Consider the following 16,549-nt stretch of genomic DNA (forward strand, 5'->3'; position numbering starts at 1 on the left):
CGGCCACGGTAACGGATCACTCCGCTCCGGCTAATCAGCCACTCGTTTGACTTAATCATCCAACTGGTTGATTATCGATGGCACCAAGAGCTCGACGAGTGGGGAGATGGTCATGGCGTTTCGAGTCGCGGTGGTCGGCGGCGGGACCGGTGGGTTGTGCCTGGCCCAGGGGCTGCACCGGGCCGGGGTGGAGGTGGCGGTGTACGAGCGCTCGCCCTCACGCACCGAACGGTTGCAGGGCTACCGGGTGCACATCCACCCGGAGGGCGCGCGGGCGCTGCACGGCTGCCTGCCGCCGGAGACCTGGCAGGCGTTCCTGGACACCGCGGGCCGCGACGGCGGCGGGTTCGGGTTCCTCACCGAGCGCATGGAACCGTTGCTGCTACTGGACGGCCCGGTGACACCGCCCGCCCCGCAGGACGCGCACCACTCGGCCAGCCGGATCACCCTGCACCAGGTGCTCTCCGCCGGACTGGACGGGATCGTCCGGCACGGCAAGGTGTTCGAGCGCTACGAGCGCGCGCCGAACGGGGAGGTCACCTGCCACTTCGCCGACGGCAGTACCGCCACCGCCGACCTGCTGGTGGGCGCGGACGGCGGCAACTCCAAGGTGCGCCGCCAGTTCCTGCCGCACGCGCAACGGGTGGACACCGGCGTGCGCGGCATCGTGGGCAAGCTGCCGCTGACCCCGGCGAACCGGGCCTGGCTGCCCGAACTGCTGCTCGCCGGGCCCAAGCTGGTCACCGCGGCCAGGGACCACGGCATGTTCCTGGCCCCGCACGAGCTCGACGGTGACCGGACGACCGGCATCGGCGGCAACGACGAGACCTACGCGGTGGACGCGGCGCTGTTCGACAACACCAGCAGCTACCTGATGTGGGCCTTGGCCACCAAGGAGTCCGGGCTGGCCGAACTGGACCCAGCCGGGCTGCGCGCGCGGGCGGGCGAGCTGATCGACGGCTGGCACCCGCTGCTGCGGCGGCTGGTCGCCGAGACCGACCCGGCGGTGGTGTCCCTGTTGCCGATCCGCACCTCGGTGCCGGTGGATCCCTGGCCTGCCACCAACATCACCCTGATCGGCGACGCCATCCACAGCATGACGCCCTTCCGCGGCATCGGCGCCAACATCGCGCTGCGTGATGCGAACGTGCTGTGCCACAACCTGATCGCCGCGCACCGGGGCGAACGGGACCTGCTCGACGCGGTGGGCGACTACGAGCGCCAGATGCGCGACTACGGCTTCCAGGCCGTGCGCGACTCACTGCGCGCGGCCGGCCAGTTCGTCTCCGCCAACCGGTTCGGCCGCCTCATGTTCCGCACCGTGCTGCGCACCGCGGCCGCCGTGCCGCCGCTGAAGCGCCTGTTCCGGTGATCAGCTGGTGCTGGCCAGCGCGAACGGCAGCACTCCCTTCGCGCCGGCGCGGCGGATCAGCCTGGCCGCCACCGCCATGGTCCAGCCGGAGTCGGTGAAGTCGTCCACCAGCAGCACCGGACCGTCCACAGTGGACAGATTCGCGACCAGGTCGTCGGGCAGCCGCAGCGCCGCGGTCAACCCGGCCACCCGGTGCGCGCTGTTCGCGCCGGAGCGGCGCACCCCGGCGTCCACCGCGACCCGGCCCAGGAACGGCAGCCTGCCGATCGCGGCCAGCCGCTTGGTCAGGCTGGCCACCAGCTGCGGGCGGGTGCGGGACTCGATCGCGACCACCCCGACCGGGCGGGCCGACCAGTGGTTCTTCCAGTCGGCGAGCACCGTGACGCAGGCGTTGAACACCTCGTCGCTGACCGGCTCGTCCGGCGCGCCCGCGGCGAACATCCCGCGCAGCCGGTTGCCCCAGCCGATGTCGGTGAGCCTGCCCAGCGCCCGCCCGGTCTCGGCGGACTCCTCGCCCGCGATCCGCCCGCTCAGCTCGATGCCCATGGCCGACATGCCGGTCGGCCACTGCTTGCGCGGGGCCAGCTCGACCCCCGGCCGCCGCAGCCGCGCGCCGGCCTCGGCCACCGCCTCTGCCGGCACCTCCGCGGACCAGTTCTGGCCGGTGCAGTTGTCACAGCGCCCGCACGGCACGGCCTGCGGGTCGTCCAGCTGGCGGAGCAGGAACTCCATCCGGCAGCCCTTGGTGGACTGGTAGTCCAGCATCGCCTGCTGCTCGGCCTCGCGGGCCTTGGCCACCCTGGCGTACCGGTCGGCCTCGTAACGCCACTCCTGCCCGGTGGCCTCCCAGCCGCCGCGCACCCGGCGCACCGCGCCGTCCACGTCGAGCACCTTGAGCACCACCTCGAGCCGGCTGCGGCTCAGCTCCACCCTGGGCTCCAGCGCCGCGGTGGACAGCGTGCCGCCCGCGGACTGGAGGGTGTCCAGCAGCTGGCGCACCAGGGCTTCCGGCGGGAAGGCCATCGAGGCGAAGTAGTTCCAGATGTCCCGGTCCTCCGCGCCCGGCAACAGGATCACCTCGGCCCGCCGCACCCCACGGCCCGCGCGGCCGATCTGCTGGTAGTAGGCGATCGGCGACTGCGGCGCGCCGAGGTGCACCACGAAGCCGAGGTCCGGCTTGTCGAAACCCATGCCCAGCGCGGAGGTCGCGACCAGCGCCTTGACCTTGTTGCCCAGCAGGTCCTCCTCGGCCTGCTGCCGCTCGGCCGGGTCGGTCTGGCCGGAGTAGGCGGCCACGGTGTGCCCGTGCTCGCGCAGGAAGGCCGAGACCTCGGTGGCCGCGGCCACGGTGAGCGTGTAGACGATGCCGGAGCCGGGCAGCTCGTGCAGGGTCTTGGCCAGCCAGGCCAGCCGCTGCGCCGCGTTCGGCTGCCGGACCACGGACAGCCGCAGGCTCTCCCGGTCCAGCGGCCCGCGCAGCACCAGGGCCTGCTGGTCGCCGAGGCCGAGCTGCTCGGCCACGTCGTGCACCACCCGGTCGTTGGCGGTGGCGGTGGTGGCCAGCACCGGGATGTCCTCGGGCAGCTCGCCGATGAGCGTGCGCAGCCTGCGGTAGTCCGGGCGGAAGTCGTGGCCCCAGTCGGAGATGCAGTGCGCCTCGTCCACGACCAGCAAGCCGGTGTCCTGCACCAGTTCGGGTAGCACGGAGTCGCGGAAGTCGGGGTTGTTCAGCCGTTCGGGGCTCACCAGCAGCACGTCGACCTCGCCCATGGCGACGGCCTCCTGCACGGTGTTCCACTCCTGCGCGTTGGCCGAGTTGATGGTGGCCGCCTGCACCCCGGCCCGCGCGGCCGCGGCGACCTGGTTGCGCATCAGGGCCAACAGCGGCGAGACGATCACCGTCGGGCCTTCGCCGAGCTCCCGCAGCAGCGCGGTGGCCACGAAGTACACCGCCGATTTGCCCCAGCCGGTGCGCTGCACCACCAGCGTGCGCCTGCGGTCGACCACCAGGGCGCGGATCGCCGCCCACTGGTCCTCGCGCAGCCGGGCTTCCGGCCCCGCCAGTGCTCGGAGGCGTTCCTCGGCCAGTTCGCGCAAGACCTGTTCGTCCACACCCCCACCCTGCCGCATGCCTCCGACAGCGGCGCGGCGGCCCCGCGAACCCGGTTGCCGCCGCCCCGTAGGCTTGACCGGGTGAGCAGCAGCACCGAGCAGGAAGCCGTCCCCGCCACCGACGAGCTGCGCGAGCAGGTGCTCGCCGCCGCCCGCAGGGCCAGAGTCGCCGCCGGCGAGCTCGCGGTGGCCACCCGCGCGGTCAAGGACGCCGTCCTGCACGCCATGGCCGAAGCGCTGACCACCCGCGTGGACGAGGTGCTCACCGGCAACGCCGCGGACCTGGAAGCGGGCAAGGCGGCGGGCCTGACCCAGTCGCTGCTGGACCGGCTCGCGCTCAACCCGGCCCGGATCGAGGGCATCGCGGACGGCCTGCGCACGGTCGCCGGGCTGCCGGACCCGGTCGGCGAGGTGCTGCGCGGCGGGCTGCTGGCCAACGGCCTGGAGACCAGGCAGGTGCGGGTGCCGCTGGGCGTGCTGGGCATGGTCTACGAGGCCCGCCCGAACGTCACCGTGGACGCCGCGGGGCTGGCCCTGAAGTCCGGCAACGCAGTGCTGCTGCGCGGATCCTCCACCGCCGAGCGCTCCAACACCGCGCTGGTCGCCATCCTGCGCGACGTGCTCGCCGAGCACGGCCTGCCCGCCGACGCGGTGCAGCTGTTGCCCTGCCACGACCGCGCCTCGGTGCGGCACCTGATCACCGCGCGCGGCCTGGTCGACGTGGTCATCCCGCGCGGGGGCGCCGGGCTGATCTCCGCCGTGGTCACCGAGGCCACCGTGCCCACCCTGGAGACCGGGGTCGGCAACTGCCACGTCTACCTCGACGCCGCCGCCGATGTGGACATGGCCACCCGGATCACCCTCAACGCCAAGACCCGCAGGGTCAGCGTGTGCAACGCCGCCGAGACGGTGCTGGTGCACAGCGCGATCGCGGACAAGGTGGTGCCGCAGCTGGCCCGCGAGCTGTCCTCGGCCGGGGTCACCCTGCACGCCGACGAGCGCTTCGCCGCGCTGGCCGGGGTCGCCACCGTGCCGGTGACCGAACAGGACTGGGACACCGAGTTCCTCAGCCTGGACATCGCGGCCAAGGTGGTCGACTCGCTGGCCGAGGCCATCGCGCACATCAACGAGCACGGGTCGGGGCACACCGAGGCCATCGTCACCGGCGACCTGCGCGCCGCCCGCGAGTTCACCGCCCGGGTGGACGCGGCCGCGGTGATGGTCAACGCCTCCACCGCCTTCACCGACGGCGCCGAGCTGGGCATGGGCGCGGAGATCGGCATCTCCACCCAGAAGCTGCACGCCCGCGGTCCGATGGGCCTGGCCGAGCTGACCTCCTCGAAGTGGCTGGTCTTCGGCGAAGGGCACGTGCGCGGCGTCTCCTGACCTACCGATCAGGTCGGAATGCACCTTTTTTCCAGCTCGGTCACTCAGAATGTCCGGGTGACCGAGCCTGCCAAGCCACGCCGCCGCGATGCCGCCGCCACCCGCGCCGCGCTGTTGACCGCGGGCGCCGAGCTGTTCGCCGAGCGCGGGTTCGAGCGCACCACGGTCCGGGACATCGCCGCCCGCGCCGGGGCCAACCAGGCGCTGCTGTTCCGCTACTTCGGCTCCAAGGAGGACCTGTTCCGCGAGGTGGTCGCGGGCAGCTCGCAGGAGCTGCTGGCCGGTCCGGCCAAGGAGATCCCGGTCCGGATGCTGCGCCAGCTGCTGGACAAGGAGGTCGACGCGGAGGCCCGCGCGTTCGCCGCGCTGCTGCGCTCGGCCGGGCACGACGAGGCCGCCGCGTTCCTGCGCCGGGAGGTCGGCGCGAAGTACCTGGCCGCGCTGACCGGGCTGACCGACGGCCCGGACGCCGAACTGCGCGCCGCGCTGGTGCTGTCCTGGCTGATGGGCATCGGGCTGGCCCGCTCGGTGCTCCAGTCCGAGCAGTTCGCCGACGCCGACCCCGCGGTGGTCGAGCGCTACGTGCGCCTCGGCGTGGCCGCGCTGCTGGAGAAGACCGCGGAGTGAGCCGCGCGCATACCACCCACGTGAATTAGTGGACGGCCATTACCGAAATTCTGAAGCGTGGCTTTCCTTCGTTGACCGTTAAATCAGGCGGTCTCTAACTTCCAGTCATGGCACGGACTTACCCATTCGGGGAAACCGTTCGACTCGATCTTCATCCGACCTACGCCCGGCTCCAGGACGAGGAGCCGATGAGCCGCATCCGCCTACCGTACGGCGGCCGCGACGGTCAGCCTGCCGAGGCGTGGCTGGCCACCCGGCACGCCGATGTGCGCCAGGTCCTCGGTGACCACCGGTTCAGCATGGCGCTGGCGATGGACCCGGCGACGCCGAGGGTCGAGCCGCTGCCACTGCGCCCCGGCCCGCTGCTGACCATGGACCCGCCGGAGCACACCAGGGTCCGGCGACTGGTGGCCAAGGAATTCACCATGCGCCGGGTGGAGAAACTCCGCCCACATACCGAGGAACACGTCGCGCAGTTCCTGGACGAGATGGTCGCGCACGGCAAACCCGCCGATCTTGTGCGGCACTTGGCGTTGCCACTGCCGATTACCATGATCTGCGAGCTGCTCGGTGTGCCGTATGCGGAACGGCACCGGTTCCGCAGCTTCTCCGATGTGCTCACCGCGACCACCGCGCACACCCCGGCGGAGATCAACCACGCCTGGGGCGAGTTGGAGGGCTACCTGGCCGAGCTGGTCGCCCAGCGCCGCGCCGCCCCGACTGACGACCTGCTCGGCGCGCTGGTGCTGGCCCGTGACGAGGGCGACCGGCTCAGCGAACAGGAGCTGGTGCGGGTCGGGCTGAACCTGCTGATCGCCGGGCACGAGACCACCGCCAGCCAGATCGGCAACTTCAGCTACACCCTGCTGTCCCAGCCCGAGCTGTACCAGCGGCTGGTGGCCGAGCCGGCCCTGGTGCCGACCGCGGTGGAGGAGCTGCTGCGGGTCATCCCGCTGCGGTCGGCCGGCAGTTTTCCCCGGGTGGCCAAGGAGGACATCGAGGTCGGCGGCGTGCTGGTGCGCGCGGGCGAGGCGGTGCTGATCAACGTTGGCCAGGCCAACCGCGACCCGAGGGTGTTCGCGGATCCGGAGCTGCGGGACCTGGCCCGCGAGCACAACCCGCACCTGGCCTTCGGGCACGGCGTGCACCACTGCCTCGGAGCGCTGCTGGCCCGGCTGGAGCTCCAGCTCGTGCTCTCCGCGTTGGTCAGCCGGTTCCCCGGCCTGCGCCTGGCGGTGCCCGCCGAGGAGATCCCGTGGAAGCCCGGACTGCTCGCCCGGCAGCCGCTGTCGCTGCCGGTGACCTGGTGAGGAGGGGGAGATGAGCGTCGAACCGAGGACCTGTCCCGCTTACCCGTTCGGGGAGGCGGTCAAGCTCGACCTGTACCCGGAATACGCGGTGCTGCAACGGGATGAGCCGGTGGCCAGGGTGCGCCTGCCCTACGGCGGCCGGGACGGCGAACCGGCGGAGGCCTGGCTGGTGACCGGGTACGCCGAGGTGAAGCAGGTCCTGGTGGACCCGCGGTTCAGCGGGGACGCGGCCACCGCGCCGGAGACCCCTCGGGTCACGCCGTGGCCGTTGCGGCGCGGCATGATGCTGACCATGGACCCGCCGGAGCACACCCGGCTGCGGCGGCTGGTGGCCAAGGAGTTCACCATGCGCCGGGTGGACAAGCTCCGCCCGGACACCGAGCGGATCGTCAGCGGGCTGTTCGACGGCCTGGTCGCGCACGGCTCGCCCGCGGACTTCGTCGAGCACGTCGCGCTGCCACTGCCCATCACGGTGATCTCGCACCTGCTGGGCGTGCCCGCGCAGGACGAGCACCACTTCCGGGCCTTCACCGAGGTGATGGGCGCGACCACCAAGTACACCGCTGACCAGGTCAACCAGGCCCGCGACCAGCTGGAGGACTACCTGCGGGCGCTGATCGAGCGGCGGCGCGCCGAGCCCGGTGACGACCTGCTCGGCGCGCTGGTGCTGGCCCGCGACGAGGGCGACCGGCTCAGCGAGCAGGAGCTGGTCCGGGTCGGGGTGAACCTGCTGATCGCCGGGTACGAGACCACCGCCAGCCAGATCGCCAACTTCACCTACGTGCTGCTGCACCGGCCCGCGCTGTTCGCCCAGCTGCGGGACGACCCTGACCTGGTGCCCAGCGCGGTGGAGGAGCTGCTGCGGACCACGCCGCTGCGCACCTCCGGCAGCTTCCCGAGGGTGGCCACCGAGGACGTGCGGATCGGCGAGGTGCTGGTGCGCGCGGGCGAGACGGTGCTGATCCAGCTCGCCGTGGCCAACCGCGACCCGAAGGTGTTCACCGACCCCGACGAGGTGCGGCTGGACCGCGAGCACAACCCGCACCTCGGCTTCGGCCACGGCGTGCACCACTGCCTCGGCGCGCTGCTGGCCAAGATGGAGCTGCGGCTGGTGCTGCGGCAGCTCGCGGAGCGGTTCCCGGACCTCCGGCTCGCCGTCCCGGCTGAAGCGATACCGTGGAAGGCGGGGCTGCTGGCACGCGGCCCGTTGTCCCTGCCGATCGCCTGGTGACGGGAGCATGTGGTGAGCAGTGAACGCTGGCGGGTCAAGGTGACCCACGACTGCATCGGGTCCGGGATGTGCGCGGGCGCGGCGCCCGAGTTCTTCAAGTTGATCGAGGGCTACGCCGAACCCGTGCACCCGGAGATCGACCCGGCCGAGGTGGTGACCGACGCGGCCGACCAGTGCCCGGCCGAGGCGATCCAGGTGACCGAGGTCGGCAGCGGCAAGGTGCTCGCGCCCGCCGACTGATCAGATCCGGACCAGCACCTGGTCCATTGATTTCCGCACCAGGTCGGGTACCTGCGCCTCGGGGGCCGGGTACCCGACCGGGATCACCGCGAACGCCTTCTCGTTGCGCGGCCGCCCCAGCACCTCGCCCAGGAAGCGCATCGGGCTCGGCGTGTGGGTGAGCGCGGCCAGCCCGGACAGGTGCAGCGCGGTCAGCAGCATGCCCACCGCGATGCCCACCGACTCGTCGCCGTAGTAGTGCTTGTAGCTGGTGCCGTCCGCGCGCAGGCCGAACCGCTGCTGGAACACCACGATCAGGTAAGGCGCGTCGGTCAGGTGCGGCTTGACCGCGTCCGTGCCCAGCGGGCGCAGCGCGGCCAGCCACTCCTCGCCCAGCCTGCCGTCGTAGGAGACCTTCTCCTCCGCCTCCGCGGCTGCCCTGATGCGCGCCCGCACCTCGGGATCCTCGACCAGCACGAAGGTCCAGGGCTGCTGGTGCGCGCCAGAGGGCGCGGTGTTGGCCACCGCGATCGCGTTGAGCACCAGCTCTTCGGGCACCGGGTCCGGGGCGAAGCTGCGCACCGTGCGCCGCTGGTCCATCCGGTCCCGCAACTCGGTGGAGATCTTCAGCGCCTGCTTGGCCGGGATCCGCGCGGGGGAGTACGGAACCGGTTGGTAGGGCTGGCCGTGCAACGGGGTCCATGTCCTCATGGCGGACAGTATTGTCCCGGCCTTCGGACGTAAGCAGGGCTGAACGAGTGAACGCGAAACTTCTCGGCGAACCGCGTCACGTGTCACCCGATCGAGCGTCTCGTTGCCGCGGGCTCCCACGGGGGAGCAGCCCGCGACCCGGCGGCCGGGACCCCCAGCCACCGCCGCCGGTCGCGCGGAGGGCCGCCGGTCGGGGAGAGCGACCGGCGGGCCTCCTACGGACGGCGCTGTGGCCCGGCTCTCCCGATCTGCCTTTTGTGACCAGTGCCAACTACGCTGACCTGTTATGTCCGGGCGTCGACTTGGCGTGATGGGCGGCACCTTCGATCCCGTGCACCACGGGCACCTGGTCGCCGCCAGTGAAGTGCAGGCCCGGTTCGACCTGGACGAAGTGATCTTCGTGCCGACCGGGCGGCCGTGGCAGAAGGAACACCACGTGGTGTCCTCGCCCGAGGACCGCTACCTGATGACGGTGATCGCCACCGCGTCCAACCCCCGGTTCTCGGTGAGCAGGGTCGACGTGGACCGCACCGGACCCACCTACACCATCGACACCCTCTCCGACCTGCACCAACAGCATCCGAACGATCAGCTGTTCTTCATCACCGGCGCGGACGCGCTGGAGCAGATCCTCGGCTGGTGGCGGGCGGACGAGCTGTTCGAGCTGGCCCACTTCGTCGGGGTCACCCGGCCCGGCTACCAGCTCGACGACGACCACCTGCCGCGCGGCGCGGTCAGCCTGGTCGACGTGCCCGCGATGGCCATCTCCTCCACCGACTGCCGGGAGCGGGTGGCCAAGGGCATGCCGGTCTGGTACCTGGTGCCCGATGGTGTGGTGCAGTACATCTCGAAGCGGAACCTCTACCGCGACCCGGCGCCCTGACCGCCCGGTACCCTGAGTGACCTGTGCGGACCCCGAAGGTCGCACGGGGAGGAGCAACGTGTCAGCGACCGAGGAGGCCCGCCGGCTGGCCCACGTCGCCGCACTCGCGGCGGCCGACAAGAAGGCCCACGACATCGTGGTGCTGGACGTGTCGAACCAGCTGGTGATCACCGACGTCTTCGTGATCGCCTCGGCGCCCAACGAGCGCCAGGTGCAGGCGATCGTGGACAGCGTCGAGGAGAAGATGCGCGAGGCCGGCAGCAAGCCGGTGCGCAGGGAAGGCGCCCGCGAGGGGCGCTGGGTGCTGCTGGACTTCGTGGACCTGGTGGTGCACATCCAGCACGCCGAGGAGCGTTCGTTCTACGGCCTGGAGCGGCTGTGGAAGGACTGCCCGCGGATCGAGTTCGAGGACGTGGTGGCGCACCAGCCCGCGGACGAGGACGTCCAGGCGTGACCCTGTCCAGGCTGATCCTGTGGCGGCACGGGCAGACCGGCCACAACGCCTCCGGCCGGCTCCAGGGCCAGCTCGACGTCGAGTTGAACGACATCGGCCTGGCCCAGGCCAAGCGGGCCGCGCCCCTGGTGGCGGCGCTGGAACCGGACCTGCTGGTCACCTCGGACCTGCGGCGGGCCGCGGACACCGCGGCGGCGTTCACCGCGGCCACCGGGATGACGCCGAGGATGGACAAGCGGCTGCGGGAGACCGACGTCGGCCAGTGGATGGGCATGTCCGGCGCGGAGGTCGAGGCGGACTGGCCCGGCGCGCTGGACCGCTGGCGGGCCGACCCCACCTTCGCCCCGCCCGGCGGTGAGAACCGGCTGGAGGTCGCCACGCGCGCGGTCGAGGTGGTCTCCGAACTGGACCTGACCACCGACGGCACCGCGCTGCTGTGCGCGCACGGCGGCCTGATCACCGGCCTGATCGCCAGGCTGCTGGCACTGCCGGTGGAGATCTGGCCGTCCCTCGGTGGCTTGCACAACTGCCACTGGACCGTGCTCGCCCGCCGCGCCGACGACACCAAGTGGCGGCTGATCAGCCACAACGTGGGGGCGACTGGTTGAGCCGGGGACGCCTGCTGGTCCTGGGCGACTCGCTGGCCTTCCACGGCCCGGAACACGCGCTGCCCGCCGACGATCCCCGGCTGTGGCCGAACATCGCCGCGGCCGGGCTGGGTCGCGCGGCGGAGCTGTTCGCCGGTTTCGGCTGGACCGCCCGGCACGGCTGGTGGGCGCTCACCGGCGACCCCCGGCTGTGGTCGGTGCTGCCCAGCGCCGACGCCCTGGTGCTCGCGCTGGGCAGCATGGACACGCTGCCCAGCCCGCTGCCCACCTACCTGCGCGAGGGCCTGCGCCACCTGCGCCCGGACCCCCTCCGCAGGTTTGCCCGATCCAGCTACCTGGCCGCCCAGCCGCACCTGGCCAGGCTGCTCCGCGGCCACCCGGTGGCGCTGCCCCCGCACCTCACCGTGGCCTACCTGGACCGCTGCCTGCGCGCGGTCCGCGCCATCCGCCCAGGACTCCCGGTGGCCGGCATCCTCCCGTCGGTGCACAACTCAGCCGACTACGGCCACGTGCACACCGGCCACGCCCCCGCGGCCGCGGCCCTGCGCGCCTGGTCCGCCCGCACCGAGGTCCCCCTGCTCGACCTGCCGGCCCTGGTCCGCCCGCACATCTTCGGTGGTGCGGGCAACCCGGACGGCATGCACTGGGGATATTCCGCACACGCCGAGGTCGGCACGGCACTGGCCGCCCTGCTCCGCCCGATGCTTCCGTAGGCTGCGTCCCCGTGTCCGTCGCCGTGTTCACCGACTCCACCGCGTACCTGCCGGAGGGCTTCGCGACCCGCCACGGCATCCACGAGGTGCCCCTGCACGTCACGGTGGACGGCGAAAGCGGCCTGGACGGCAAGGACATCGGCCCCAGCGAGCTCGCGGCGGCCCTGGCTGAACGTCGCACCGTCACCACCTCCCGCCCCACCCCCGCCGAGTTCGCCACCGCCTACCGCGAAGCCCTGGCCACCGGCGCCACCAGCATCGTCTCCATCCACCTGTCCCGCGAACTCTCCGGCACCTGGGACGCCGCCCGCCTGGCCGCGCTGGAGGTGGGTTCGGACCGGGTCCGCGTCGTCGACTCCCGCTCCACCGCCATGGGCCTCGGCTTCGCCGTCCTGGCCGCCGCCAAAGCCGCCACCCAGTCCGCCACCCCAGCCGAGATCGAAGCGGTAGCCACCCACACCGCCACCCACACCAGAACCTTCTTCTGTCTGGAAACCCTGGAACACCTCCGCCGCGGCGGCCGAATCACCCCCACCGCCGCCCTCCTGGGCACCGCCCTGGCGGTAAAACCCTTGCTACACGTGGAAAACGGCCGAATCCTGCCCCTGGAAAAGGTCCGCACCACCAGCCGCGCCGTGTCCCGCCTGGTCGACCTGGCCACCGAAGCCGCAGGCCAAGGCCCGGTAGAGGTAGCGGTCCACCACCTGGGCTCCCCACAACGCGCCGCGGAACTGGCCGGCCGCCTGGACGAACGCATCCCCGGCTGCGACGGCTGCGTCATCTCCGAAGTAGGCGCGGTAGTAGGCGCCCACACCGGCCCCGGCGTCCTGGGCGTAGTCGTCCTGCCCCGCCAGCCTGTCTAACGCCACCACCGCTCCACCCTCAATCCGCCAGCGGTCCAGCGCTCTTCCATCACAGCCTCGGCTTGGTCCGCCCGCGCCCGCTTCCCGCCCCCGACGAAGCGCGGCACCCTACACCACCCGCACCCCCACCACAGCTCCCTCCACCCTCCCCACCAGCACTTATCCACAACACCCCACCTATCCACAGCCACCCCCGCCCCCGCTGGATCCCCCTCCTTCCCGCCCCTAGCGTCGATCCCATGTGGCGCTTCCTCACCGCGGCAACCAGCACCCGACGCGACCTCGCCCGGAACCGGTTGTCCGAGCTGGCCGCCGCCGCACGCGCAAGACCCGGCCCCGACCCGCCCCCCGAACTGGATGGCATCAAGGTCATCCAGCTGGACGAGTCAGGCCACCAACTGCCGGCCCGGCCGTTGTCCCGCACCCCGAAGTGGCTTTCCCGGTTCCTGCCAAGGAGTCCGAGGGGAGTCAGGTGGGACCCCGGCCGACCGGCGGCACTGGCAGTGGCGGTCGTCGCAGTCCTGGCTGTCGCGACGACCGCGCTGCTGGTGTGGCAGGACCGGCCGACCAGGGAGACCGCTCCGGAGCTGTCCCAGTCGGCCGGTCCCGCCGCCCCTCCGACCACCAAACCCCCAGCCACCACGGGCGCTGGCGCCACGTTGGTGGTCAGCGTGGTCGGGAGGGTGACCAGACCCGGGCTGGTCACCCTCACCGAAGGGGCTCGCGTCGCGGACGCCGTCCAGGCGGCAGGCGGCGCACACCCGAACGTCGACCTCAACGGCCTGAACCTGGCCCGCCGGTTGACCGACGGGGAGCAAGTGCACGTCGGTATCCCGCCACCACCCGAGCAGCTCCCGGACAGCCAGGGCCTGCCTCCCGGTGGCACCGCCAAAGTCAGCCTGAACAACGCGACCACCGCCGCCCTCGACGCACTGCCAGGAGTGGGTCCCGTGACGGCGCAGCGCATTGTCCAGTGGCGGACCAAGCACGGCCGCTTCACCTCGATCGACCAGCTGCGGGAGATCGAGGGTATTGGAGAGTCCCGCCTCGCCCGGCTCCGCGAGCTGGTGAGCCTCTGACCCAGGGCGCCGGTCCCGAGCAGGGACCAAGCCACCGGGACCGAGCACCGAGGCAGGAACACACATGCGGAGAACGAGTCGTCCGACGCGGCAGATCGCCGTGGCCGACGCACGAGAAAGGGGAGAGCGTGCACCCGTACCCACGGCGACAAGGCGCGGAAAGGGGGGAAGCAGCAGCGCACCGCGCGAACGACTTGTTCTCCGCGACCCACCAGCCCCGGAGCCACCACATCCCGTGACCCCGGGCCCAGCCGAGAGCCCGGCCCCGGAGTCGCCCGAGGTGTCACCTCCGAGTTCACCCATGCCCTCAGCTCCGGAGCTTCCGGGCACACCCATGCCCTCAGCCCCGAAGCCGCCCGAAGCGTCACCTCCGGTGCCACCCGCGTCCCCAGCTCCGGAGCCACCTGAAATGTCACCTCCGGTGCCACCCGAGCCGCCAGCCTCCGAGCCGCCAGCCTCCGAGCCGCCCCCACCCTCCGGCCCGGACCTACGCCTGGTCCCCGCCGCCCTGGCCACCTGGGCGGTAACCCTGCTCGGCCTCCACACCGGCTGGCTCCCCGCCACCCTGACCGCGATCCTGCTCACCGCGACCGCGGTCACCGCCGCCTGCCTCCTACCCCGCCCCCGCAAACCCACCCACCCCGCAACCCCCGCCCCCGCCTCGACACCTCACGCCCCCACCCCGCCCCGCCGCTCCCACTCCCGCCGACTCCTCCGCCACCGCCTGGCCGCCGCAACCCTCACTACCTGCGCCCTGGCCGGAGCCGCCGCCATCGGCATCGCCCTCAGAACCCACGCCACCGCCACCCACCCCCTGCACGCCCTCGCCGAACGAGGCGCCACCGCGACCCTCACCGGCACCGTCACCGGCGACCCCCGCCCCATGCGCACCCCGGCCTACGGCGGCCGCCCCACCAACAGCAACGGCACCGTCCTCACCCTCGACCTCGAATCCGCGCACGCCACCGGCGACCAGCTGTCCACCGGCGGCACCGTCCTCCTGCTCGCCCTGCACGACTCCTGGTCCGCGGTCTCGCCCGGCCAACGCCTGCGCACCACCGGAAAGCTGGCCCCAGCCCGCCCCGGCGACCTGACAGCCGCCGTGCTCCGAGTGCACAACGCGCCAGAACTCCTTGGCACACCACCGTTCTGGCAACGCGCCGCCACCCACATCCGCACCGGCCTCCGTCAGGCCAGCGCCGTCCTCCCCAGCGACCAGGCGGGCCTGCTGCCCTCCCTCGTGGTCGGCGACACCACAACCCTCGCCCCCAGAGTCGTCGCCGACTTCCGCGCCGCGGGCTTGTCGCACCTGCTGGCCGTCAGCGGCACCAACCTGGCGATCGTCTGCGGCGCGGTTCTCCTGCTGTGCCAAGCCCTCCGTGCCGGTCCCCGCACGGCGACAGCGGCAGCGGCATTGGCGCTACTGGGATTCGTGATCCTGGCCCGGCCCCAGCCGAGCGTCCTCCGCGCCGCGGTCATGGCCGCCATTGGCCTCTACGCCCTGACCTCCGGCCGGGAACGAGCCGCGATTCCCGCCCTGGCCGGCACCATCACGATCCTGCTGCTTGCCGATCCCGAACTCGCCGGCGACCTGGGTTTCCTGCTGTCCGTACTGGCCACCACGGCCCTGGTCCTGCTGGCCCCACGCTGGTCGGACAACCTGCGTCAACGCGGCGTCCCCGGCGGTCTGGCCGAAGCGCTGGCCATCCCCGCCGCGGCCCACCTGTTCACCGCCCCGGTGGTGGTCGGCATGACCGGCGAGCTCAGCCTCACCGCCATCCTGGCCAACCTGCTCGCCGCACCGGTGGTCGCCCTGGCCACGGTTCTCGGTGTGCTGGCCGCTGTCCTGTCGGTGATCCATCCCGGCGCCGCCGAACTCCTGGTCCACGTCACCGGCCCGGCGATGTGGTGGCTGGTCACCGTCGCCCACCACGCGGCCGCCGTGCCCATGTCCACCCTGCCCTGGCCCAGCGGTGCCGGCGGCGCCTTCCTCCTCATCGGTGTCCTGCTCGTGCTCGCCCTGCTGCTAAGGCGACGCCGGTTCCGCGTCCTGTTCCTGGCAGCGGCCCTGCTCGCGATCCTGGTCCTGGTGCCCATCCGCGTGCTGCGCCCCGGCTGGCCGCTACCCGGCTGGGCCGTGGTGGCCTGTGACGTCGGCCAGGGTGACGCCATCGTCCTGGCCACCGCCGATCCGGGCCGCGCGGTGCTGATCGACACCGGCCCCGACCCGATCGCCATCACCGCCTGCCTCCGCGACCTGGACATCGACCGGATCCCGCTGCTGGTCCTCACCCACCTGCACGCCGACCACATCGGCGGCCTGGCCGAGGTCCTCGCCGAGCACGCGGTGGGCGCGGTCGGCATCAGCTCCGTCCAGCAACCACCTTGGGCCGTCAAGGAAATCCGCCGCGTCACCGGGGCCGCCGGGGTGCCCCTGGTCGAGCTCCACCCAGGCACCAGCACCACCTGGCCCGCACTGACCGTCGACATCCTCGGCCCCCGCAGCCCCACGGCGCTGGGCGCCACCGGCGAACGCGCCAGCGGCACCGCCCTCAACGACGCCTCACTGGTCATCCGCGCGCACACCACCGCGGGCCGGGTCCTGCTCACCGGCGACATCGAACTAGCCGGTCAAGCAGACCTGTTGGCGGACAAGGGATCCGAGCTGTCCGCCGACATCCTCAAGGTCCCGCACCACGGCTCCCGCTACAGCCTGCCCAGGTTCCTGGCCACCGTCCGGCCCCGGGTCGCGCTGATCAGCGTCGGCGCGGACAACGACTACGGCCACCCCAGCCCGCTGATCCTGGACACCCTCCACACCCAGGGCACCCAGGTGCTGCGCACCGACCAAGACGGCGACCTGGCCATCGCCCCCAGCCCGCAAGGCCCGGTGATCTCCCGCCACGGCAAAGAAAAATCCCGGACACCCAGATGACCCAGCCGACCCGCGACGCCCACACGCCACCCGCCACGAACACGCA

15 protein-coding genes are annotated in these 16,549 nt (G+C 72.3%); 13 read left to right on the plus strand and 2 right to left on the minus strand.

From position 1 onward, the window contains the following. Positions 1–112: 112 nt before the first annotated feature. Positions 113–1,372 (plus strand): FAD-dependent oxidoreductase, encoded by a 1,260-nt coding sequence (locus tag N8J89_RS07175; RefSeq protein WP_283663555.1) that lies wholly within the window; start codon positions 113–115, stop codon positions 1,370–1,372. Here the strand turns inward: N8J89_RS07175 and N8J89_RS07180 are convergent, their stop codons facing one another. Next, the gene (locus N8J89_RS07180) at positions 1,373–3,484 is read right to left on the minus strand and encodes a RecQ family ATP-dependent DNA helicase (protein ID WP_283663556.1); all 2,112 of its coding nucleotides are present in this window, start codon (positions 3,482–3,484) and stop codon (positions 1,373–1,375) included. A gap of 81 nt (positions 3,485–3,565) precedes the next feature. Here N8J89_RS07180 and N8J89_RS07185 point away from each other — a divergent pair, with 81 nt between their 5' ends. From N8J89_RS07185 to N8J89_RS07205, 5 genes are all read left to right on the plus strand, one after another. Next, positions 3,566–4,870 carry a glutamate-5-semialdehyde dehydrogenase gene (locus N8J89_RS07185; RefSeq protein WP_283663557.1) on the plus strand — a complete coding sequence of 435 codons (1,305 nt, stop codon included), beginning with the start codon at positions 3,566–3,568 and terminating at the stop codon, positions 4,868–4,870. Between the two features lie 57 nt (positions 4,871–4,927). Further along, the gene (locus N8J89_RS07190) at positions 4,928–5,497 is read left to right on the plus strand and encodes a TetR/AcrR family transcriptional regulator (RefSeq protein ID WP_283663558.1); all 570 of its coding nucleotides are present in this window, start codon (positions 4,928–4,930) and stop codon (positions 5,495–5,497) included. A gap of 107 nt (positions 5,498–5,604) precedes the next feature. Then, a complete protein-coding gene (locus tag N8J89_RS07195) occupies positions 5,605–6,807 on the plus strand; it encodes a cytochrome P450 (RefSeq protein WP_283663559.1) in 1,203 nt (400 codons plus the stop codon). 10 nt (positions 6,808–6,817) lie between these two features. Then, entirely contained in the window at positions 6,818–8,038 is a 1,221-nt protein-coding gene (locus N8J89_RS07200) for a cytochrome P450 (RefSeq protein ID WP_283663560.1), read from the plus strand. A gap of 12 nt (positions 8,039–8,050) precedes the next feature. Further along, positions 8,051–8,278, plus strand: a complete 228-nt coding sequence (locus tag N8J89_RS07205) for a ferredoxin (RefSeq protein WP_283663561.1) — start codon at positions 8,051–8,053, stop codon at positions 8,276–8,278. Here N8J89_RS07205 and N8J89_RS07210 read toward each other — a convergent pair whose 3' ends face one another. Next, entirely contained in the window at positions 8,279–8,968 is a 690-nt protein-coding gene (locus N8J89_RS07210; protein WP_283663562.1) for a nitroreductase family protein, read from the minus strand. A 286-nt stretch (positions 8,969–9,254) separates the two neighbouring features. Here N8J89_RS07210 and nadD point away from each other — a divergent pair, with 286 nt between their 5' ends. The 7 genes from nadD (at position 9,255) to N8J89_RS07245 (ending at position 16,503) form a co-directional block, all read left to right on the plus strand. After that, positions 9,255–9,851 carry a nicotinate-nucleotide adenylyltransferase gene (nadD, locus tag N8J89_RS07215; RefSeq protein ID WP_252486020.1) on the plus strand — a complete coding sequence of 199 codons (597 nt, stop codon included), beginning with the start codon at positions 9,255–9,257 and terminating at the stop codon, positions 9,849–9,851. A gap of 58 nt (positions 9,852–9,909) precedes the next feature. After that, positions 9,910–10,305, plus strand: coding sequence for a ribosome silencing factor (rsfS, locus tag N8J89_RS07220; RefSeq protein WP_252486019.1), 396 nt, complete (start codon positions 9,910–9,912; stop codon positions 10,303–10,305). Further along, positions 10,302–10,913 (plus strand): histidine phosphatase family protein, encoded by a 612-nt coding sequence (locus N8J89_RS07225; protein ID WP_283663563.1) that lies wholly within the window; start codon positions 10,302–10,304, stop codon positions 10,911–10,913. Before rsfS ends, N8J89_RS07225 begins: the two co-directional genes overlap by 4 nt. After that, positions 10,910–11,626 carry a diglucosylglycerate octanoyltransferase gene (gene octT, locus N8J89_RS07230; RefSeq protein ID WP_283663564.1) on the plus strand — a complete coding sequence of 239 codons (717 nt, stop codon included), beginning with the start codon at positions 10,910–10,912 and terminating at the stop codon, positions 11,624–11,626. Before N8J89_RS07225 ends, octT begins: the two co-directional genes overlap by 4 nt. Positions 11,627–11,637: 11 nt before the next feature. Continuing rightward, entirely contained in the window at positions 11,638–12,489 is an 852-nt protein-coding gene (locus tag N8J89_RS07235) for a DegV family protein (protein WP_283663565.1), read from the plus strand. Positions 12,490–12,992: 503 nt separating this feature from the next. After that, positions 12,993–13,568 (plus strand): ComEA family DNA-binding protein, encoded by a 576-nt coding sequence (locus tag N8J89_RS07240; protein WP_283663566.1) that lies wholly within the window; start codon positions 12,993–12,995, stop codon positions 13,566–13,568. Positions 13,569–13,989: 421 nt separating this feature from the next. Next, positions 13,990–16,503 carry a DNA internalization-related competence protein ComEC/Rec2 gene (locus N8J89_RS07245; protein WP_283663567.1) on the plus strand — a complete coding sequence of 838 codons (2,514 nt, stop codon included), beginning with the start codon at positions 13,990–13,992 and terminating at the stop codon, positions 16,501–16,503. Positions 16,504–16,549 lie beyond the last annotated feature (46 nt).

Origin of the sequence: Crossiella sp. CA-258035 (genome assembly GCF_030064675.1) — a bacterium.
GTDB lineage: Bacteria > Actinomycetota > Actinomycetes > Mycobacteriales > Pseudonocardiaceae > Crossiella.